Below are 20248 nucleotides of genomic sequence, written 5' to 3' on the forward strand. Positions count from 1 at the left end.
GCCTCATTTCATTTGCACAAAAGCTCTTTTATACCATTCCACCGCTGCATCCACTTCTGTGTGCGTCAGCGAATGGTCGTTCATCTCCCAATGGACTTCCGTCGCTGCACCCGCTCCCGCCAACAGTTCATCCAGTTCTTCTGATTCCTTTGCAGGACAAATCGGATCGTTTTTTCCGGCGGTGATGAATACCGGAATGCCAGTTAAGTCAGGCAAATTAATGCCCCGTCTCGGAACCATCGGGTGGTGAAGAATTGCACCTCTCAAAGAATCGGCATAATGGAACAGCAGGCTTGCCGCGATGTTTGCTCCATTCGAATAACCAACTGCGATGACATTTAACCTATCAAAACCATTTTCCTTTGCAGCTTTGTCAATAAAATCATGCAATTCATTCGTACGGTAGATTAAATCTTGCTCATCAAATACACCTTCTGCTAACCTACGGAAGAAACGGGGCATGCCGTTTTCAAGGACATTCCCTCGAACGCCAAGTACCCCTGCATTCGGGTCGATCGACTCTGCAAGTCCGAGTAAATTCTGTTCCGTACCTCCCGTGCCGTGCAACAAAAGCAGGACTGGTTTAGATGAATCTTCCCCAGGCTTATAGATATGCTTCAAAATCCACCACTCCTTCCACCATGTACACCGCTGATTTTCAAGCATAAAAAAACAGGAAAGCCTATTAAGCTTTCCCGTCCACTTGTTTTCTATTCAGCTGAATTCTTACAGTACCTTACTCAAAAATGCTTGCGTCCTTACTTCTTGAGGGTTTCCGAAAATTTCTTCAGGTATATTTTCTTCTACGATATAACCGCCGTCCATGAAAATGACACGATCTCCTACTTCACGCGCAAAGCCCATCTCATGCGTTACAACAATCATCGTCATACCTTCCAAAGCAAGTTGTTTCATAACTGCGAGTACGTCGCCAACCACTTCAGGATCGAGCGCAGACGTTGGTTCATCGAACAGCATGATTTTGGGATCCATTGCAAGCGCCCTAGCAATTGCCACACGTTGCTTTTGACCACCTGAAAGCTCACCTGGATACGTCTGCGCCTTATCGGACAGACCAACTTTCGCCAATAACTCTAATGCTTTCTTTTCAATCGATTTCTTATCACCTTTACCCAGTTTCATGGGGGCAAGCATGATATTTTGAAGCGTTGTCATATGAGGGAACAAGTTAAATTGCTGGAATACCATACCGACGTTTTCACGTATTTTATTGATATCTTGCTTCGAATCTGTGATATCTAATCCATCAATGACAACACGACCCGCAGTGATGTCTTCCAGACGATTCAAACAGCGTAAAAATGTACTTTTTCCAGAACCAGAAGGACCGATAACGCAGACCACTTCACGTTCCTTTATCTCAACATTGATATCTTTCAGTACTTCAAGGTCACCGAATGATTTCTTTAAGTTTGTTACTTGGATAATAGTCATCTAAGCACAAACCTCCTTTCGAAGAAGCTGGCAAGCAGCGACAACAGATAGATGATGATGAAGTATATGATACCAACTGTCAGCCAGATTTCAAAGTGCATAAACGTAGCACTTGCCTGTACTTTCCCTTTCTGTACAATATCCGCAATTCCTATAATGGACAGAAGTGAAGTATCTTTGAAACTGATAATAGACTGGTTCGTAATTGTCGGCAACATTCTTCTGAAAGCTTGCGGTAACACAACAGAACGCATCGTTTGCGTTTGTGTGAGACCGAGAGACCTTGCTGCTTCCGTCTGCCCTTTGTCGATCGACTGAATGCCCGCACGAATAATTTCAGAGAAATAGGCACCGGCATTCAATGCGACAGTCAAAATACCAGCAACCGTTCTGTCCAACGAAATAAATTCAAGTGAATTTAATCCAAAGTAAATAAAGAACAATTGAACAATAAATGGTGTACCACGGATTATGTCCACAAATGCCTTCGAAATCCAGTTTAATGGCTTAATAGGCGTCAGTCGCATTAAAGCTGTTACCAATCCAATCAAAAATCCAATAATAATTGAAAAGAAAAAGATGTAAACGGTAACTTTCAGTCCTTCAATTAAATATGGCAATGCAGCAATTATCGTCTCCATTTAGTCATCTCCTTTAAGAAAAAAAATATAGCGCAAGGAACACGCTATACTTTAAAAGTCTATTTTTTATTCCCCAAGATACTTGTCTAGAATTTTGTCATATTCGCCGCTGTCACGAAGGTCTTGCAGTCCTTCGTTAATTTTCTTAAGAACATCTGCTTGTTCTCCTTTAAGGACAGCAATTCCATATTGGTCTCCATTCAAACGTTCGCCGACAGTTTGTAAGCCAAGACTGTTTTGGGAAATTGCATAAGCAATTACTGGATAGTCTTCAATCAATGCATCTGCATTGCCGTTTTGAACTTCTTGGAACATAGAGGGGCTATCATCGAATAGAACGAGTTTGTAGCCATATTCACCTTCATTTTCCTGTGCAAATTTAGCGCCAGTTGTTCCGTTCTTCGCTGCGATTGTCTTACCTTTCATATCTTCAATCCCTTTAACATCTGTTGTTTTTTCATCAACAACGAGTATAAGACCTGCTTCAAAGTAAGCGTCAGAGAAATCTACTACCTGTTTACGCTCGTCAGTAATACTCATTCCAGCGATTGCGATATCAAGTTGGTCTGCTTGCATTGCCGGAATAATTCCGCCAAAATCCATTGCATCGAATTCAATTTCAAATCCTTGGTTTTTTGCGATTGCTGTAATAATGTCGATATCGATTCCTGTATATTCTCCGTCCACTTCGAACTCAAATGGTGGATATGTTGTATCTATTCCAACCTTATAAACTTCCTTGCTGTCCCCAGAATCCGAGCTGCCCCCAGTGCTTTCCTCTTTATCCGTTCCGCATGCTGCAATAACTAGGATAATAGATAGTAGCAAAGTGATAATACCAAACTTTTTCATACTAATTCCCCCTCTTTGGTAATTTCATAATCTAACATATCACAATAGTCCCACATCGTTAAGTCTATTTTTGCGTTTCGACCTAAGTTTCGGTTCCTGAAAGATTGAGTCAACTGTGCAAAATTAAATATAAACACTGAACTCTTCCTATCTTAACAAGCGGAAAGAGTTCAGTGTTTACTATTCAAAATTAGATATTCGCCAGTATTGCCATGCTGTTACACCCGACATCCAAGCAAGACCTTTACTCTCGGCCTGATGAATCGGTTCCCACGTTTCTCCTTCACCGCGAATCAAATAGATTTCATGATTGGGTGCCTGATCGTGATAGCCACACAAGTCATACATACCATCCCGCCGCATAACGGCACGTACTTCATAATCGATATCAGGAGCTGTCGTTAAAGGATTGCCTACAGCATGGGTAAGATGGAATCCGGACTCGCCTTTCTTGTGGTCTGTACGCTCCAATGAAATCCCTTCGCTTGACGCTGTTTCCTGTTCTCGAAAGCGCTTCAAAACAGAATAAGCAACCGAAGGACCCACATCCCTCGTGAACGTTAGCGGAGAGTCCTTGAGATTGTACTCGAGGTCGATGTCCACACGGGTACGATAGCTTTCCCCATTTGGGTCAAACCCTCTGTCATCCCCCTTGAAATACCGATTCCGTGATAAGAGGTTTGGATTCATCACCCATTCGTCTTCCAGAAAAGTCGTATATCTAAAATGCCACTTATCCGCGTTTGGCAACTGCACTCGATCTTGGACGGGGAGTAGCAGCTTGTTCGCCTCGCCTATTACTTTTACTACCGAAAACCTTTCAACCGCCGCTTCTTCCTTCGACGACTTCGGATTCACTAACCCGAAAGTAGAGGAAACAACGGACTGAAAGACATTAAACCGTTCCTCCGATTTCACGAGTGGTCGCTTGGACTCGATGGAATATACATAAACTTCATCCAACGAAAAGTCCCGGTCGATGTAGCGATTTCCATTTACCGTCGCCATGTATGTTCCATTTCGGTAAACGTCATATTCGTCTACATCTTTAATTCTTTCCCAAGACAGCGCAATTTGTGTTTTTGCAACGATGGTTGTCATAATAAGGAATTGGAGTGGATTTTCTAGTTCCTTCTCTTCAGCAAAAGCAGGCGTTTGCAATACAATAACGTCGACAACATTTCCATCTTCGACTCGTTCAATGGAATAATTATATAGTTTGCCATGTTTGAAATCACCGTCGCTGAATTCAGGCACGGTTCCTTCATATAAATGGCATCCGTCTTTATAGACATTATAGGTCCCACCTACATCATTCCATGTGAAATAAATCAAATCTGGCTTATGCAACACGGATTGTATTTCAAATGCTTTCTTTTTCATAAACACGCCTCCGTCCTATTCAGAAGTGTGGTGTATTTTACGCATGATTAAACATCACATTTCGATGCCAGTTAATGAAATAAGCACTGCCCCTTTCATTCGACTTGCCGCTTCCGCAGGATCTTCTTCTCCCGAAATCGCAGAAATTACTGCTACACCGGACGCTCCCGCCTTAATAACTGCACCCGCCTTACGTTCTGTAATACCGCCAATACCAACGATAGGTAACCCAGGCAAAAGAGATGCTACTTCACTTACCATTTCAATCCCAATGGTAGGTTGCGCATCACTTTTCGACGTCGTTTCATAAACAGGACCAAGACCAATGTAATTTGCCCCCGCATCAGATGCGGCTAGCGCCTCCTCCACATTATGGGTAGAAACACCGATAAGCATGCCTGTGCCGACCCTCTTGCGCACAGCAATAATTTCTCCGTCTTCCTGTCCAAGATGGACACCATCCGCCTCTATCTCAATTGCCAGATCCAAATCATCATTGACGATGAACGGCACATTATATTGTCCGCACAATTGCTTACACGAGATAGCAAAAGACTTCAGTTTTTCACCTTGTAAAGCACCATGCCCCTTTTCACGTAACTGAAAACATGTGATACCACCTTTTAGCGCCTCTTCCAATACGAACAGTGGGTCGAGTCCTGCCAAATTCGTAGTTCCCATGATGAAATAGAGATTTACAGTCCGCTTATCCATTCACTACAACCCCTTCAAGTATCTTTTTTTCACGTCGCCCATACGCCCAGTGATTCGTAGGGCCGTGACCTCCACCAATTCCTAGTCCATCTTCAATAGCCGCGTGGATGAAACATTTCGCAGAAACCACCGCCTTCGCAGCGGGCTCCCCATTTGCGAGAAAAGCTGTCAGTGCGGCAGAATAGGTGCACCCCGTTCCGTGCGTATCTTTCGTATCTACCCAAGGCGAGCGAACTGAAAATCGTTCTCCCCCCGCACCCATGAACAAATCTTCCGCGAATAACGCTTCTTTACGGTGCCCCCCTTTAATGAGGACTGCACGAGCACCCAAAGCCAATATGCGTTTCGCCGCTTCTTCCATATCCGCATCAGACTTTATCTCCATTCCCGCAATTACTTCCGCTTCCGGGATATTCGGCGTTACAATGGCCGCAAGCGGTACCAGAACGGTTTTTAACGCAATAACCGCTTCATCTTTTAATAATGAAGCACCGCCTTTTGCAATCATCACCGGGTCGATAACCAGCGGAATTCTATTCAAACGAAGAGCATCTGCCACTGTATGAATTATTTCTGAAGAAAATAACATTCCCGTCTTAATGGCTGTGACTTCGAAGTCTTCCATTACCGCCTTTATTTGCGCTTCAATGATGTTCAATTCAATTGGTTGAATCGCCGAAACGCCAAAAGTGTTTTGCGCGGTAACTGCTGTCAGTGCTGACGTACCGAAAACACCCAATTCATGAAACGTCTTCAAGTCCGCTTGAATACCCGCACCGCCACCACTATCCGATCCCGCAATTGTCAATGCCACTTGTACCATTCAATTCGCCATCCTTTTATATATATTAAAAAGCCGCTTTCCGATGACGTTAGGAAGCGGCTGGCCATTTAAATGGTGCTAAAAGGCGTACCCACTTTCCTACGCCGGTATAATCCGGATCAGGTTCCAAGGGTCCGCGCATCCATGCACGTCTCAGCCTTAAAAAAGGCTCCCCCAGTGGTTGTTGAACTATTTAGCTTTGTATTTAGTGTACCATACCTGACCTAAGAAGACTGATAAGTATATTATTTCGGAGCGTGTTTACTTCTTTAATAGACCAGGAGGCGTATAATTAAAAATACAATATCGAAAGAAGGCGCATTTGTATGCATAAAGCAGACAGCAGACCGAATAATCCCGACCGATCCATGTGGTTCAGTTTTTTGGGGGCACTCGTTATTATCGCACTAGTCATTGTTACTAGTCTTACAGTGGGTTAACATATCAAACTACCAAACAGGCCAAGACTCCATCGGCCTGTTTTTTCATTGCTGGACAGGACATAGTGCGCCGCTTCGCAGTCTTGTCATGTGCTTGTCGCGTCTTGCAGGCGACCTCCGCTTTTGTTACTCCAAAGTCGTTCCACGGTTGTGGATTCGTCATTAATGTGAACGACGTAGACATCTGGATTGGTTAGTGCTTGCCACTTTTCAAAACCAAAGTGTTCATCATGGCATCTTAACAACAATGCCATCAAATTCCCGTGCGTTACAAGCACCGTTTTTGATTCCTCACCTAGTTCATCAATTACATCGCATATCCGCGACATAGCCTCTCTTGAAGATTCCCCATTATCATATTTTAGGTGAAGGTCCAAAAAGGTATCCTCGAGTTTTATCAACCAATCCCTAAACGCAGTCGAACTCAACACCCTCTCCTTCAGTCTGCTATCAACCTCGACATACAAACCTTTCTTTTCCATTAGAGGCTTGGCTGTTTCACGTGCACGCTTAAATGGGCTCGTAATAATCCGATCCACTTCAATTTCATCGAAGAAGTCTGCAAGATGCCCCGCTTGTAATATGCCCTCTGCAGTCAAATCCGCCTCCGGTTCCTGCCCTTCGGCTGAGCAATGGCGCACAACATATATCGTTTTCCCCATTTCTGATTCCCCCCTTACATACTATTCTATTTTCCCTCGTAGTCTGAAAAGGAAACATTTCAGGTATCATGCAATTACAAAACGACTCATTTAGCTAGCAAAGCAGATATGTAGACAAATAAGTTTAAAGGGCTTAAGCTTAAATTACCTTGAATTCAAGATAGCACCTCTTATATAACTTTCTTGGAACCACTTTCCAATTAATTATTTTGGATTCTAGCTTTAGGTGACTATACAATTCATTTACATCATAGAAGGACTTTCAATTTAAATTAAGTTGGAGATACTATATTTAAATTGAACTTTTCACTTCTCAGAGAATTACATAAGTCCCGTCATGGCGAAGTACGCATCAAATTAAGAACGGAATGGTAGCACAGTAAATTCAAATTGGTTGATCTTCTGATGTAACCCAATTGCAGATATTCGTGTTTCATTCACATTTTCCAACAAAGAATAGTAATGGCGGTGTAAGTAATGGGTTTTTTCAATAAACTATTTGGCAAGAATAATGAGGAGGAAATAACAATGACTAACGCAAAACTAAAAATCGGTATTGTTCAAGGTAGTGTACGTGTAGGTCGTAATGGTGATGCTGTTGCAAAATGGATGAACGAATTTGCACAAAAACGCAATGACGCAGAATATGAAATTGTGGATCTTGCAAATTATAACCTTCCACTTTTGGGCTCAGCAAACGCACAACCTGATGCTGAAACTCAAATTAAAGCATGGTCAGAAAAAATGGCTTCTTTCGACGGCTATATTTTCGTAACTCCTGAATACAATCACGCAATCGGTGGAGCACTTAAAAATGCACTTGACTACTTGAACCCAGAATTGAACAACAAAGCAGCTGGGTTTGTTGGATATGGTAGCTTAGGTGGTACGCGTGCACACGAAAACCTTCGTCTAATCTTAGGTGAGCTACAAGTTGCTGACGTACGTACGGCAGTTACATTCTCACTAATGTCAGATTTCGAAGACATGAGCGTGTTCAAACCTGCTGACTACCATGCTGGTAACGCTAACACAATGCTTGACCAAGTTCTTGCTTGGAGCGGCGCTTTAAAAACTTTACGTTCTTAATAGTCAAAAGGTGTGAAAGGATGACTACTCATCCTTTCACACCTTTTTTCATTTTAACTCACTAAATTCATTTCCCCGAAATTATACGAATAGTGCGCTTGAAGTAATAATAGGATGAATTTCTCCATTTATAGCAAAAGAAACTTTCCCTGTCTCTTCGGAAACTACCAGCACTAAAGCATCGCTTACTTCGGATAAACCAATCGCAGCCCGATGACGTGTACCTAACTTTTTTTCACCGACAACTATGTTTGATAAAGGCAAAACATTTGCAGCAGAAAAAATTTGATTGTTACGAACCAATACAGCACCATCATGAAGGGGGTTACCTGGATAAAAGAGAGATTCCAAGAGGGAGTGAGTCAATGTTGCACCGATGGGCGTTCCAGAGCGTATAAAAGAATCCAAGTGATTCTCTCGCTCAATCACAATCAATGCACCATGCCTTTGGTTTGAAAGGCGTTGAATGCTAGTAGATATCGCTAAGTACTTGTCAGTATATGGTGACAAATAACAATTTAGATAAAAAGATGCAGCAACAGCTTCCGCTTTTTCAAACTCCCCTTTAATATCAGCAAGTTTTCCTAATAGACAATAGTCATCACTTTTCAATGTTTTTATTCCATGATTAACTTGAACCAAAACATTCTCTAGCCCCTTTATTAATTGTTCTTTCAGTGGGGTAAAGTCACAATTCATTTGGTCTATGTTAATACACCTCATTTCATTTGTTAGCGTTTTTGTCAAACTCCATCTACTCCATTTGTTTTTTGTTTAGTAGCATAGTTTACCCTAATTCCAGCATTACATCCTCGCAGGATATGCTTTTACTGTATTTCTTCTATTATTCGCATTCAAAATTTCCCGGGAAAAGTAATAAAAATTGATATTGAGAGAGTTGTGATTCGAAGTATGGGTCGTAGACCGCTTAGCGCTTTGGGGATGCCTCTGGCCATGAGCCTGGATTAACGCTTCGCATCCAGTCTCACGGCTTAAGCTACCCCTTTGCCGCGCCTGCGCTGGGGTGTTTATTATTGAGTGAGTGATTTTTAGATGTATGGACTGAGATATAATGTGAGTACTATTAGATACTAATTTCATTGAAGAAAGAAACACTTCAGATTGCAAATCTCCTCTCCGACTTTGAAATGTGCCTTCTTATATAGATCCTACAACGAAGGCGCGACTTCGTGGTAGCCGAAGCGATAAGACTGATAGAGGGATGCAGTTCAATCCCTCCCGGATCTTCTTTCCGGCTTATCGCGGTAGGCATCGAGGGCGCTGAAAAAGTTCTTTTTTTATAGTAAGATCTAGTTGATTGTAGTGAAGAGCGGCGACTCCAGCGGGAACAGCTAGGAAGAGAAGGAAGTTCACTCTTCCCTGGCTGAAGACCCCGCAGGAACGCAGTGACGAGGAGACTGAAGCCGTGCCCGCGGAAAGCGTCCGCTCGGAACGGAAATCAACGGGATTGTAGGAAATCGGACTTTTTCAGTGGCTTCGGAGGCATCCACGAAGCGCTGAAGCGGTTTTAACGGAATTACTAATATATCTATATGTAGACACAAAAAACAGGCCGCCTATTCTCCATATACGGAAAACAGGCCGCCTAAAAGATGTGTTACTTATTCATTTGAGCAAGGAAGTCGGCAAGAGGATCTAGCTCTTCTTCCTCTTCGACAGGCGTGCTTTGCGTTTGTTTTAACGATTCCCAGTCGAAGTTGTCCAAATCGTCATCCGCATCATTATTTATGAAGAACTTCTCTTCAATGACCGTTTCTTCTTGGAGATATAAAGCATCATCCACCTCTAATGCATTACTGTTAAGCGAAGCAAAGAGGGCAGCTGTACGGTTTGGATCGGACAACAGCTGATAAACAATACTTCCAAGCAACGCTTCAGAATGTTCATGTTTGAGCCAATCCCGTTGCGCTTTAGTTAATCCTTTTGGCAGCGGAATGACGATGGTTTCCCTGTGCTTTACAAGAGAATCATTCACACCATCTATCACAAATTCAGCAATTTTGCTGGAAAAGTTTCTTCGTTCAACTTCTTTCAACTTTTGCAATTGCTTTAATGTGTGGTCAGATGTATCGGACGGGATACGAAATGTAATGGGCTGACCCCTTTTTAATCCTGTTTCACTCATGCACTCTCACCCTATTTTGTTTTAACGAACTTTTCTTCGGCTTTCCGTTGTTGTTGTTGTTGTTGTGTTTGTTGTTGCGTTTGTTGTGGTTGAACTTTTTGATTCTTTCTAGCGAAGTCTGAAATTAGCTTGTAATAGGCATTAGCCATCATCCAAACGCTTTCTTTTTCATCTTCAAAGAAATCGATGTTAAAGCCATCCAAACTATTATTCAATGTTTTTAGATAGTCTTTAAGTACAATAGAACCTCCGCCGATAAAATAACAAATCTCTGATTGCGAGTTTCTTGCCCATACATTACGCAAATGACGGTATTGTTTTTTCGCTAAATCCATAAGAATACGGTCAACAATGTCATGCACACTTGTCCGGCTTCCTTTTACCATAATGTGATTGCGGTCATTTTTCTTCGTAATAATGTCCACTACATCTAATCGGCTATCCAACTCTACGCCATGTCTAGCATAGATTTCTTCCCGGATTGCATCTAGCGACTCTGATACGCCTAGGTTGAATCCTTGTGCTTTATCATCATCTACTTTACGGTTTTTAATGACTGCCACATCTGTTGAGAGGCCGCCGATATCTTGAATTAAAAGTTGCTTATCAATTAGTTCTTTATTAATGACATTTAAATCATTATCCATTACAAGGTTGATAAACGCCGCAAAACCTTCTGGATAGACTTTCACTTCATCAAACTTAATATTAACCTTTAGGCCTTGGTATTTAGGTGTAACTAAAAACTCCACCTGGTGAACAGATCCAAGCAGTTGAGAACGATAGCCAACATCTTTCCCTTCTTTCACTTCCCTAAGCGGAAGACCTGTACCCAGTGTATACGTAGCTTCAATAACATTGTTATTGCGTTTGAAAATGGCTTTATTTTCGTCACGCGCTGCATCTAATGCAAGTGCCGCGAACATCATGACTAATGTTTGATCTTCTTCTGATTTGTTACTCCCCGGGTCTAGCTCTGTAGAGTTACCACTTTTCGTCGCTAAATTCCCAACCCGATAAATTGCATTGTTATCATGTAATGTTGGCGAGTGCAAACGAATATGAATGCCATCAGCAGGCTCTTGGTTGTCGAGTTCTTCAATTCCGATGATTGGACGATCTGCAATATCCTGTGCAATTACATTAGGTATATTGAGTTCTACTTCTACTTTACCAAAAATTGCTTTTAATGAATCATTTCCTACGTCAATTGCCGCAATGCGAGATTCTGTCAATTAAATCATCCCTTCTATAAAACATATCTTACTACTAAAATAGTATCTGAATTTCAGAGACAGGTCAATCCTACGTTACCATTTAACATACAATTGTAATATTGTAATCACTTCCGTAAACTTGTAAACATTTAAGTATACTTGTATTCTTTCGTGTAAACACCTTCACCTAAAGCATGTGTACATCTTTGTGTACGTGTTTACAACATTGTTTACCTATGTATACGAAATCGTGTACAACATAAGTATTAATGTACACAAGGCTTATAGCTATTTGAGAGTATGCCACTTCACACTCCCCTCCCTGCCACTCGGTTCGAAAATCAATCACTCCTCGGCGTGATTATGTCTAAAACTCCAGTTAAATCGTATATATTATTCAAATTAATCCCACAAATGACAGTCATGAATGAGTTCTACTGAATGAAGTTAAACTGCTATAGTACGCACCTATGGGAATTTCGCATCGATTCCTTATCAATATTGGGGTTAATCAGTCTCTTTATCAGCAAAAACGACCTCCCAGGACTCCTTCTAGTATGCCTCTCCACTAAAAGTAATATAAATCTCTACGAACTCTCTAAACCCACGCTAAAGCGCCTTTAACACCCTCTGTCGACTCGTATTATCAATACACCTAAGTAAAATGCAAAAAGGCACAAAAAAAACAATCGTGATTGTTCAAACATTCACGATTGTTTTTACACAAGTACCTGTCATTTTTCGATATCCGATTCAATCCGTTTCATGAACTCCTCCGCCGCGCTATAACCTTGCTGTTTTAGATACCAGTTATTCGCTGCCGCTTCGATTAGACCCGAAATATCTCGACCTGGCTGAAGTTGGATTTGAATGTGAGGGATTTGAACGTCCATGTATTCTACGAACTTCTCTTCCAATTCCAATTCGTTATTCAAGTCATTCCCCTTCCATTTGATCAATTCAATATCTAGTGAAATTCGTGTCTCTTCTTGAAAAGCCGCTCTTCCATATAAGCGCACAACATTTAACAAACCAATACTACGCAATGCAAGGAATTCTTTGTTATTGTCATCATGTGTACCAAGCAAAGTTTGTGGACTCAGTTTTTTCAGCACGACAATATCATCCGCTACCAACCGATGTCCCCGACCTATCAGCGTATGCGCCGTTTCACTCTTCCCTACACCCGAATTGCCACGTAGCAGAACACCTATCCCTGATACATTGACACAAACGCCATGAATCGCTATCTCCGGAGCCATTGCTTTCACAACATATCCATCCATCTTCGCGCTTAGCTCCCCCGTGGAATCACGTGTGCGCAACACAGGGATCTTTTCTTCCGTACAGTACTGAATCAGACCTAATGGCTCTTCCTGCTTTGACGTGATAATAATGCAAGGAGGCGCGTATTGAACAATATTCCCAATCCGCAGCTTACACTCCTCAATGGTTAGCGTATGCAGATAATTTATCTCATTTTTCCCTAAAATTTGTACATAACCAGTTGCGATGAAATCAAATTTATCCATAAATTCTAATCCTGGCCGACGTACTTTAGTCTTTTTAATAATACGATGCAATTGGTCCTGTCCGCTCAACACTTCTAATGAAAATGTATTGACTATCTCCTCAATCGTTATTATTCTCATGAACAGCCTCCATTTTACAGTCTTCTTACTACACTACCATTTGGTGCTTCTCCTTAAAACGACTTTATGTCTTCTTACCGCCATCCACTGGTTCGTTCTACTTTCGGTATGAACGAACTGGATAACGCCTTCAACCTCGCTTCCAGCAGTTTGAGACGACCCTCGACAGTTCTGGTGTAGATGAAGTCAGACTTTCCAACCCGTCGTTCCCAATCTTCCAAGAAATAGCTAACATATTCTTTCTTTTGTCCGATTATTTGTGGGATAGCATGATAATCAGACCTCTTCCAAAGCTTTCCTGCCTTACGTATTAGAATGTATCGAGGATTTTCAATGGGTTCAAGAAACTCCTTCAATGCAGTCATGAAGATCGTCTTCTCATGTGTCGTCCCTTCTTCAAGCCAGCATGTGTATGTTCCTGCGCCGTCTCGCGTCACTCTAATCATATTCTTATGGAGAGGTGTTTTAACAGCACCTGCATGAAGCATGGATACATAGACAGTTTCCGCAATCTCTTTCATGCTCGCTTCAACGGAAGGGTGCTTGCTATACAACTTCACCGTTTTATAGAAAGAAGGTGCTGCGAAAAGGAGTCCGAGTACTGTCGCAATCGCCATTCCTTCACCGAACGAAAAGGCACCAAGATTTCGGAAAAGATTGCTGAAATCAACTACTGCTTCTAAAGCGATAAAGCCCGTGATCCACAAAAGACCTCTCAACGTGTTATCCAGATAATATGGACGCGGTAAGGATTGTTTATCTGCCACGATTTCCTCGGTCATTTCACGGCCTCCATCGATGGCTCTTTGCCAACGGACATAAAAAGTGTCTCTTTTGCCCGCACGTTGAGTCATTTCACGATTTAATATGTTAACGCTTTCCACTGTACCTGGAGGAGCCCCAATCTCCAGTCGAGCAATGCCCGTTTCGATAATATCTCGCTTTGCTCCTATGCCAATTAAGGATCGAAATCTCCGCGTTAGATTATCATAATCTGCTCCTCCACCTGCATCACTCCTATCTACACAGACCAGATGCCAGATGGAAGACGTTTTAGCGGGATCATTTCGATCTGTTCGAATTGCACGTCCGCGCATTTGATTGGACAGCATGAAAGAACCTACATTAGAGGCTAAAATAAGTGAATTTATGCAAGGCGCGTCCCATCCTTCTCCAAGGAGAGCGGCCGTCCCGGTTAGCACATCCACGCCGCCCCTTTTGAGAACTTCAGTCATTATCGCGACCATCTGTTGTCGATCAGCCGAGCCCACCTCGATTCGGATAAAGGACGCATCAACTTCAAGTGGTAATGCAACGACAGTCACCCCACGGTTATTTGCCTCCTCCTCAAATATGGACCTTGCACTCACCGGCAATACGACAATCGAGCCAGTCAGGATACCCGGCTTAATGAGTGGACCGAGGTTTCTACGCAGCACTTCAAAAATCGGTACGACACCAAGGCGAGCAAATGGAAGCTCATCCCCTTTTTTTAATGGCATATCCGCAATTCGAATGTAATCTGTCAAAATAACCATGCGGAGCTGTTCGCCGAGAAGCGCTTTCTCTGCCTTCACAATTTCTTCTATACTCTTCAATTTTGATGCACTATGTATTAGCCCCCTCTTTATGGACGCGTTTGAAAGGAGTACGACTTTCCGACGTTCCACCGCTCCGATACGCGTTAGACGTTTTCGTATGTCTTTTAAAATGATGTTTTTATCATCCATATGAAATAGCAAGCCCGTAAGCAACTCTTCAAGCCAAGGAAGCGACAACTCCGGCATTTGCTCATCTTTCATCCCGATGATAGGGAGGGCATGGGCATACGCTTGTGAATTGTTATTTTTTAAGAACAAAAGCATACTGGAGAAAACACCTGGACTGGACAAAATCTGCTCAACATGTGCTTCAGGTTCTGCTATCCATGGATGGTTTTCGAGATACACCACAAATTCTTTATCCCCAATCAATTGCTCGATGAAACGATCCACATCGTCACGAAACGCTAGAATTCGCATCATTTCATCCACTTCAGGAATTGAATAGTGAATGAAATCCTGGTGTGGACAAAGTTCTGACGCTTTCACAAGCTCAGGTACCGATATTTCCAAATCAATCGGTCCGCACAATGCGACATAACGCTGCCACTCTGAAGCTCCCACATCGTAAGGTGGTGTGGCAGTTAGCGCGACGACAACAGGTTCACCAAGTCTCTTCTTCACGTCCATCATCGTCCTCCACCAAGATGTGCGAAGATGGTGGGCTTCATCCAATATAAGTGTGCCAAAGCCAATCTGATCCAGTTTACGGATTAGCTCATCACCACTTCCGATCATATGGTCTTCTAGCAGTTCATCGTCAGTCTGTTCTTCACCATTATCTAGAATTTCTTCACGTCCAGAGATTAGGCTATGTAACGATTGATAGGTCGTCACAGTAACAAATGCAGGTTCCTTTAAATTAGTAGACATCCAATCAGGCGGTTCGTCTCCAAGGAAAAGCTCTGTGAATCGTTCCATCCACTGCGCCCGAATGGCCAAGGTCGGCGCAACAATCAAGGTCGGGCGATCCAGCCGAAGCATAACCTCAAGACCGAGGACCGTTTTTCCAGATCCCGGCGGCGCCACAAGATGCAGATGCCCATTCACTAGATGACTTTCCAGTTCGTTCAGTATGCGTTTCTGATAGGAACGCCACTCATAGCAGAATTGAATGCCATCCGGAAACCGTTTCATGCTTCACTACCCCCTTTCGATCGGGCTGGTTCTTCATAACTTTTTCATTTTACCGTTACACAAATTATACCAAATGAACACCATCTTTTCTCACTTGTTAGCGAAAATCTTTACCGAAAGAAGCCTATTTAGTAATCTCGAAGTTTCGAATCTTTTTTTGTGGCATTCAAAACAGCGTCCCTTTTGGCAGTCGTTGTTTTGAATGACTGATTTCATATAACAAAAAGGGATATCCCATGATCGGATATCCCCCTTACTTCATTATTGATTCGGATGTATTGCAACTGAATTCATAGCCTTTCAAACATAACAAGGCACTCTCTTTGAATTCAATTAATATTTATACGACTGCCCACCGTCGATAGAAATTACAGTTGCGTTAATGAATTCAGCTTGATCTGAAAGTAAGAAGGCAACTAAATACCCTACTTCTGCAGGTTTCCCGAAACGTTTCATAGGGTTTACACTAACAAACTCTTTACCTGCTTCTTCCCAATTGTCGCCGCCTAGTTGTTTCAATGACGCTTCAACCATTGGCGTCATAATCGCACCAGGTGCAATCGCATTTATGCTAATTCCGAACTGTCCGTATTCAATACCAGAGTTTCTTGTTAATCCTACAACGCCGTGCTTACTTGCTGAGTATCCCGATTGATTACCCACACCACGGATCCCACCAACAGAAGCTGTGTTTACAATCGATCCAGATCCTTGTTTTTTCATAACGGCTAGTACATATTTCATCCCGAAAAATACACCATTTAAGTTAACACTAATAACTTTCTGGAACTCATCGCTACCGTAATCTTCTGTCAGGTTTTGTTTGCCTTCAATCCCTGCATTATTGAAGAAACCATCAATTCGACCAAACTTCTTAACTGTTTCATCTACATAATTCTTAACGGAATCTTCATCTGCGACGTTTGCTGTGATTAAAAGCACTTCTGCTTTTGAAGATACTTCTAGCGCTAGTTTTTTTGTTTCCTCTAACCCTTCGCTATTTAAGTCAACTAAAGAAACATTAGCTCCCTCTTTTACCACTTGTAAGGCAGATTCACGACCTAAACCTGAACCTGCACCTGTAATTAAAATTACTTTACCATCGAATCGATTACTCATTATGAATTCCCCTCTCAAATTTGGCTCATTAGTCGTTCAATTTCTTTATCAGACTTCCCATACCTGTGATAAACGTACACTCATCAGAAGGCAGGAATAACACCAAGTTACTAACACTTTCTTTGTCCCGTTATCTAGTATCTATTCCCTAGCACATATCCATTTAAACAATTGCATGGGCAGAATCAGACATCCTGTGAATATCACTTATGCACATTGTGGATGGTTGAAAGTGCATTTCATTATTGTGGATAAAACCTGCAACTTGTAGCGATATAAAGCGAGTGAATGCACTTATCAACAGTCGCAATACGTGGAATGAATTAGAATTCCCGCTATTCCCGCTTCGGCTACCACGAAGTCGCGCCTTCGCTGGAAGGTCTAGGTAAGAAAGCACATTTCGTTGTCGGGGAGAAGGCCTGTAGCTCGTAGTGTGTCTTTCTTCAATGAAATTAGTATCAAATAGTAATCGCATCATAATCTCATTGCATACATCTTAAAATCACTTTCAATAATGGAACACTCTAGCGCAAGCGCGACAAGGGGTAGCCGAAGCCCTGAGACTGGATGCGAAGCGCTAATCCAGGCTCAGGGCGAGAGGCATCCCCAAAGCGCCAAGCGGTCTACAATCCACACTCTGAACCGTAACCATCTTCCCCGTTTACCATTGTCCCTTTGCGGTCATACTTGGGGGAACACGGACTTGTACAGATGGAGGTAGAGATTATGAAAAATACACAGAACAATCAAGAGTATTTGACGAACAGAGAAACGTTTGCACGACGAAATCTCTGGTCGGGTATCTTGTTTGGATTAGGATTTGTTGCTTTTCTTGACGAAACCTTGTTCCACCAACTGCTCCATTGGCATAAATTTTACGACAAATCGACTGTCGCGGTCGGTCTTGTTTCAGATGGGCTATTTCATGCATTTAGCTGGTTCGCGACCGTTGGGGGGCTATTCCTGGTTGCCGATTTAAGAAGGCGTCATGCACTGTGGCATAAGATGTGGTGGGGAGGAAAACTTCTTGGCGCGGGGGCTTTCCAACTATATGATGGAACAATCCAGCATAAGATCATGCGCATCCACCAAATCCGATACAATGTAACTATTTTACCGTATGACCTTGTATGGAATATTTCCGCAGCTATTATGATTATCATCGGCATCGTCCTAATCATCCAAGCTAAACGCGATCAGCGTAAAGCAATAGGAGTGATTTCCCATGCATCATGAACCGAGCAATCACGCTTTCTTTCTCTTTACCGATTTGTTTTTTGGAATTCTGGCATTGCTTGCGATTGGATTTTACATAGGGGCTGTTTTGGCAACCAACCGACGGATACGCCTTCGTAAATGGCCTTGGTTACGCACGATTTCTTTTGTTATAGGTGTACTATTCGCTGCAGCCGCAGTGGTCGGTCCACTCTCTCGTCAATCCCACTCCGATTTCACGACACATATGGTGGGTCACTTGCTTCTCGGCATGCTCGCTCCGCTGCTCATCGCACTCGCTGCACCCATGACATTGCTGCTGCGCACACTCAATGTCCATTCCGCAAGAAAACTGAACCGGCTGTTACAACGTCATCCGATCCGTTTCTTCACCCACCCCATCACCGCCTCCATCTTGAATATTGGTGGGTTATGGCTCCTTTATACAACCAATTTATACACTGTTATGCATGCAAACCTTTTTCTCCACGTCGTTGTGCACATTCACGTATTCATTGCCGGATATTTATTTACAGTTTCTTTATTATACATAGATCCAGTTTCTCACCGTTCAAGTTTCCGATATAGAACAGTCGTCTTTGTCCTAGCCCTCGCTGGTCATGGCATCCTGTCCAAATTCATCTACGCCTACCCACCGGAAGGCGTTCCAGGAGAACAAGCTAGGAATGGAGCCCTACTGATGTATTACGGTGGGGACGCGGTCGATCTGCTACTCATTTTCATCCTATTCAGGCACTGGTATAAATCTGTTCGTCCACGAAAAGGCGCAGAAATCTTTGTCAGCCATAAACATCAACAAGTTAAAGTATGAACCTCCCATGACTGAAGTCACGGGTGTTCTTGGCTTAATCATAAATTCAGAGCTTGCCTAATAAACTTAACTATTAGGTAAAAGAGAGGATGAAGCTTTGAAACGGGGGCTGATTTTTGCAGGCACTATCATCGTTGGCATAATGCTGGGCATTTTGGTAACTGTACTCCTCAACTAAGCTAGATTCAATGAGTGTGGCGGGAGGACTAGGCTCATTGCTTAGTCTTTTTCGTAGTGGTTTAGAGGCTCTGACTTGAGCCTTGAAAGAATAATTGAGTAAACCAGGTTACACCTGTTTCTTTTCCAATATCTCAACAAACTTTGTTGAGGCTGATGATAGCGGCACACTTTTCAAATAGCATACACCGATACTTCTCTTAGGTATTTTTTGAATGAGTTGTACTTCATGTACCAAACCTTTCGCTAAATACTCTTCGGAAAACTCTTTGGTCACACAAGCGATCCCTAGATTTATTTTAGCAAACTCCAATAACAAATCATGAGAGCCTAACTCAATTTCCGGGGACACCTTTATCCCTTTCGATATCATATAATCCTCAACATACTTCCGGGAATTTGATTTTCGTTCAAGTAATATTAATGGCAGTTTTGCCACTTCTTCCAGGCTTACAGGATTGGATAATATTTTCTGGAACCTCTCCCCGTAAACAAACGTATCTTGAATTTCAAACCAGGGTCTTAGTTCTAGCGAAGGGTCTATAATGGGTAGGTTACAAATCGCAATATCTACCCCACCTGATTTCAAGATCGAACAAAGTTCAAATGTTGTGCCATTTACAATTTTTAACTTGATATTTGAATACCTTTTATGGAAATACTCTAAATAAGGTAGTAAAAAATACCTTGAAATCGTATCACCAACACCAATCTTTAATTCCCCCGTCGTTAGGTTTTTAAATTCCAACATTTTTTCTTCGCCAGTTTCAATTAAATGAATCGCCGAATTTACATATTCAAAAAGAAGGCTACCCTCATCTGTTAAAGAGACCCCTTTAGGCGATCTATTGAAAAGGCGCGTGTCCAATTCTCTCTCCAACTGCATGATCGCTTGACTGACAGCGGGCTGCGTCATATATAGACCTTTTGCTGCTTTAGAAAAACTTTCACTTTTGCCGACCATACAAAATACTTTATATAAATCCAACTTACTAACCATATAAGCACCTCTTATACCTATCATTACATATATTCATTTTACTTATACCATTAAAACGTTGTATAGTACAAGTAGATAAGAATTTCAAAATAC

At 42.3% G+C, this 20248-nt stretch carries 18 protein-coding genes and 1 riboswitch; of the genes, 3 read left to right on the forward strand and 15 right to left on the reverse strand.

Translation table 11 applies throughout. From position 1 onward, the window contains the following. Window positions 1-3 precede the first annotated feature (3 nt). The 8 genes from AC1TO6_RS11050 to AC1TO6_RS11085 form a co-directional block, all read right to left on the reverse strand. Entirely contained in the window at window positions 4-621 is a 618-nt protein-coding gene (locus tag AC1TO6_RS11050; RefSeq protein WP_482101649.1) for an alpha/beta hydrolase, read from the reverse strand. 105 nt (window positions 622-726) lie between these two features. Continuing rightward, window positions 727-1455 carry an amino acid ABC transporter ATP-binding protein gene (locus AC1TO6_RS11055; protein ID WP_482101650.1) on the reverse strand — a complete coding sequence of 243 codons (729 nt, stop codon included), beginning with the start codon at window positions 1453-1455 and terminating at the stop codon, window positions 727-729. Continuing rightward, on the reverse strand, window positions 1452-2096 hold the full coding sequence (locus AC1TO6_RS11060; RefSeq protein WP_482101651.1) for an amino acid ABC transporter permease: 645 nt from the start codon (window positions 2094-2096) through the stop codon (window positions 1452-1454). The genes AC1TO6_RS11055 and AC1TO6_RS11060 overlap by 4 nt, the downstream gene beginning before the upstream one ends. A 66-nt stretch (window positions 2097-2162) precedes the next feature. Next, complete coding sequence (locus AC1TO6_RS11065) at window positions 2163-2948, reverse strand: transporter substrate-binding domain-containing protein (RefSeq protein ID WP_482101652.1); 786 nt, start codon at window positions 2946-2948, stop codon at window positions 2163-2165. Window positions 2949-3128: 180 nt separating this feature from the next. Beyond that, on the reverse strand, window positions 3129-4331 hold the full coding sequence (locus tag AC1TO6_RS11070) for a DUF3238 domain-containing protein (protein ID WP_482101653.1): 1203 nt from the start codon (window positions 4329-4331) through the stop codon (window positions 3129-3131). A gap of 54 nt (window positions 4332-4385) precedes the next feature. Next, the gene (thiE, locus tag AC1TO6_RS11075; protein ID WP_482101654.1) at window positions 4386-5045 is read right to left on the reverse strand and encodes a thiamine phosphate synthase; all 660 of its coding nucleotides are present in this window, start codon (window positions 5043-5045) and stop codon (window positions 4386-4388) included. Further along, window positions 5038-5868 (reverse strand): bifunctional hydroxymethylpyrimidine kinase/phosphomethylpyrimidine kinase, encoded by an 831-nt coding sequence (gene thiD / locus AC1TO6_RS11080; protein WP_482101655.1) that lies wholly within the window; start codon window positions 5866-5868, stop codon window positions 5038-5040. The genes thiE and thiD overlap by 8 nt, the downstream gene beginning before the upstream one ends. A 79-nt stretch (window positions 5869-5947) precedes the next feature. Then, window positions 5948-6054: riboswitch (TPP riboswitch) on the reverse strand. A 340-nt stretch (window positions 6055-6394) separates the two neighbouring features. Continuing rightward, on the reverse strand, window positions 6395-6970 hold the full coding sequence (locus tag AC1TO6_RS11085) for a histidine phosphatase family protein (protein WP_482101656.1): 576 nt from the start codon (window positions 6968-6970) through the stop codon (window positions 6395-6397). A gap of 528 nt (window positions 6971-7498) precedes the next feature. Between AC1TO6_RS11085 and AC1TO6_RS11090 the strand changes: the two genes are divergently transcribed. Continuing rightward, complete coding sequence (locus tag AC1TO6_RS11090) at window positions 7499-8059, forward strand: NADPH-dependent FMN reductase (protein ID WP_482101657.1); 561 nt, start codon at window positions 7499-7501, stop codon at window positions 8057-8059. Between the two features lie 81 nt (window positions 8060-8140). Here the strand turns inward: AC1TO6_RS11090 and cdaS are convergent, their stop codons facing one another. The 6 genes from cdaS to AC1TO6_RS11120 form a co-directional block, all read right to left on the reverse strand. Then, window positions 8141-8767, reverse strand: coding sequence for a sporulation-specific diadenylate cyclase CdaS (gene cdaS / locus AC1TO6_RS11095; protein WP_482101773.1), 627 nt, complete (start codon window positions 8765-8767; stop codon window positions 8141-8143). A gap of 910 nt (window positions 8768-9677) precedes the next feature. Continuing rightward, window positions 9678-10205 (reverse strand): hypothetical protein, encoded by a 528-nt coding sequence (locus tag AC1TO6_RS11100; RefSeq protein WP_482101658.1) that lies wholly within the window; start codon window positions 10203-10205, stop codon window positions 9678-9680. Window positions 10206-10216: 11 nt separating this feature from the next. After that, window positions 10217-11440, reverse strand: coding sequence for an Alp7A family actin-like protein (locus AC1TO6_RS11105; protein ID WP_482101659.1), 1224 nt, complete (start codon window positions 11438-11440; stop codon window positions 10217-10219). 716 nt (window positions 11441-12156) lie between these two features. Next, entirely contained in the window at window positions 12157-13074 is a 918-nt protein-coding gene (gene hprK, locus AC1TO6_RS11110; protein ID WP_482101660.1) for an HPr(Ser) kinase/phosphatase, read from the reverse strand. A 74-nt stretch (window positions 13075-13148) separates the two neighbouring features. Then, entirely contained in the window at window positions 13149-15812 is a 2664-nt protein-coding gene (locus AC1TO6_RS11115) for a DEAD/DEAH box helicase family protein (RefSeq protein WP_482101661.1), read from the reverse strand. Window positions 15813-16145: 333 nt separating this feature from the next. Further along, window positions 16146-16931 (reverse strand): glucose 1-dehydrogenase, encoded by a 786-nt coding sequence (locus tag AC1TO6_RS11120; protein WP_482101662.1) that lies wholly within the window; start codon window positions 16929-16931, stop codon window positions 16146-16148. Window positions 16932-17657: 726 nt separating this feature from the next. On the opposite strand from AC1TO6_RS11120, the gene AC1TO6_RS11125 reads away from it, so the two are divergent. Continuing rightward, window positions 17658-18167, forward strand: a complete 510-nt coding sequence (locus AC1TO6_RS11125; RefSeq protein ID WP_482101663.1) for a DUF2243 domain-containing protein — start codon at window positions 17658-17660, stop codon at window positions 18165-18167. Then, on the forward strand, window positions 18157-18978 hold the full coding sequence (locus AC1TO6_RS11130; RefSeq protein WP_482101664.1) for a cytochrome c oxidase assembly protein: 822 nt from the start codon (window positions 18157-18159) through the stop codon (window positions 18976-18978). The genes AC1TO6_RS11125 and AC1TO6_RS11130 overlap by 11 nt, the downstream gene beginning before the upstream one ends. Before the next feature lie 286 nt (window positions 18979-19264). On the opposite strand, the gene AC1TO6_RS11135 is transcribed toward AC1TO6_RS11130, so the two are convergent. Next, complete coding sequence (locus AC1TO6_RS11135) at window positions 19265-20155, reverse strand: LysR family transcriptional regulator (RefSeq protein WP_482101665.1); 891 nt, start codon at window positions 20153-20155, stop codon at window positions 19265-19267. Window positions 20156-20248: the final 93 nt, after the last annotated feature.

Source organism: Sporosarcina sp. Y352 (assembly GCF_056786535.1).

Coding starts and splice junctions, on each gene's coding strand:
- AC1TO6_RS11055 (WP_482101650.1), bottom strand. CDS start 1,455: ATGACTATTATCCAAGTAACAAACTTAAAGAAATCATTCGGTGACCTT.
- AC1TO6_RS11060 (WP_482101651.1), bottom strand. CDS start 2,096: ATGGAGACGATAATTGCTGCATTGCCATATTTAATTGAAGGACTGAAA.
- AC1TO6_RS11065 (WP_482101652.1), bottom strand. CDS start 2,948: ATGAAAAAGTTTGGTATTATCACTTTGCTACTATCTATTATCCTAGTT.
- AC1TO6_RS11070 (WP_482101653.1), bottom strand. CDS start 4,331: ATGAAAAAGAAAGCATTTGAAATACAATCCGTGTTGCATAAGCCAGAT.
- thiE (WP_482101654.1), bottom strand. CDS start 5,045: ATGGATAAGCGGACTGTAAATCTCTATTTCATCATGGGAACTACGAAT.
- thiD (WP_482101655.1), bottom strand. CDS start 5,868: ATGGTACAAGTGGCATTGACAATTGCGGGATCGGATAGTGGTGGCGGT.
- AC1TO6_RS11085 (WP_482101656.1), bottom strand. CDS start 6,970: ATGGGGAAAACGATATATGTTGTGCGCCATTGCTCAGCCGAAGGGCAG.
- AC1TO6_RS11090 (WP_482101657.1), top strand. CDS start 7,499: ATGACTAACGCAAAACTAAAAATCGGTATTGTTCAAGGTAGTGTACGT.
- AC1TO6_RS11100 (WP_482101658.1), bottom strand. CDS start 10,205: ATGAGTGAAACAGGATTAAAAAGGGGTCAGCCCATTACATTTCGTATC.
- hprK (WP_482101660.1), bottom strand. CDS start 13,074: ATGAGAATAATAACGATTGAGGAGATAGTCAATACATTTTCATTAGAA.
- AC1TO6_RS11115 (WP_482101661.1), bottom strand. CDS start 15,812: ATGAAACGGTTTCCGGATGGCATTCAATTCTGCTATGAGTGGCGTTCC.
- AC1TO6_RS11120 (WP_482101662.1), bottom strand. CDS start 16,931: ATGAGTAATCGATTCGATGGTAAAGTAATTTTAATTACAGGTGCAGGT.
- AC1TO6_RS11125 (WP_482101663.1), top strand. CDS start 17,658: ATGAAAAATACACAGAACAATCAAGAGTATTTGACGAACAGAGAAACG.
- AC1TO6_RS11130 (WP_482101664.1), top strand. CDS start 18,157: ATGCATCATGAACCGAGCAATCACGCTTTCTTTCTCTTTACCGATTTG.
- AC1TO6_RS11135 (WP_482101665.1), bottom strand. CDS start 20,155: ATGGTTAGTAAGTTGGATTTATATAAAGTATTTTGTATGGTCGGCAAA.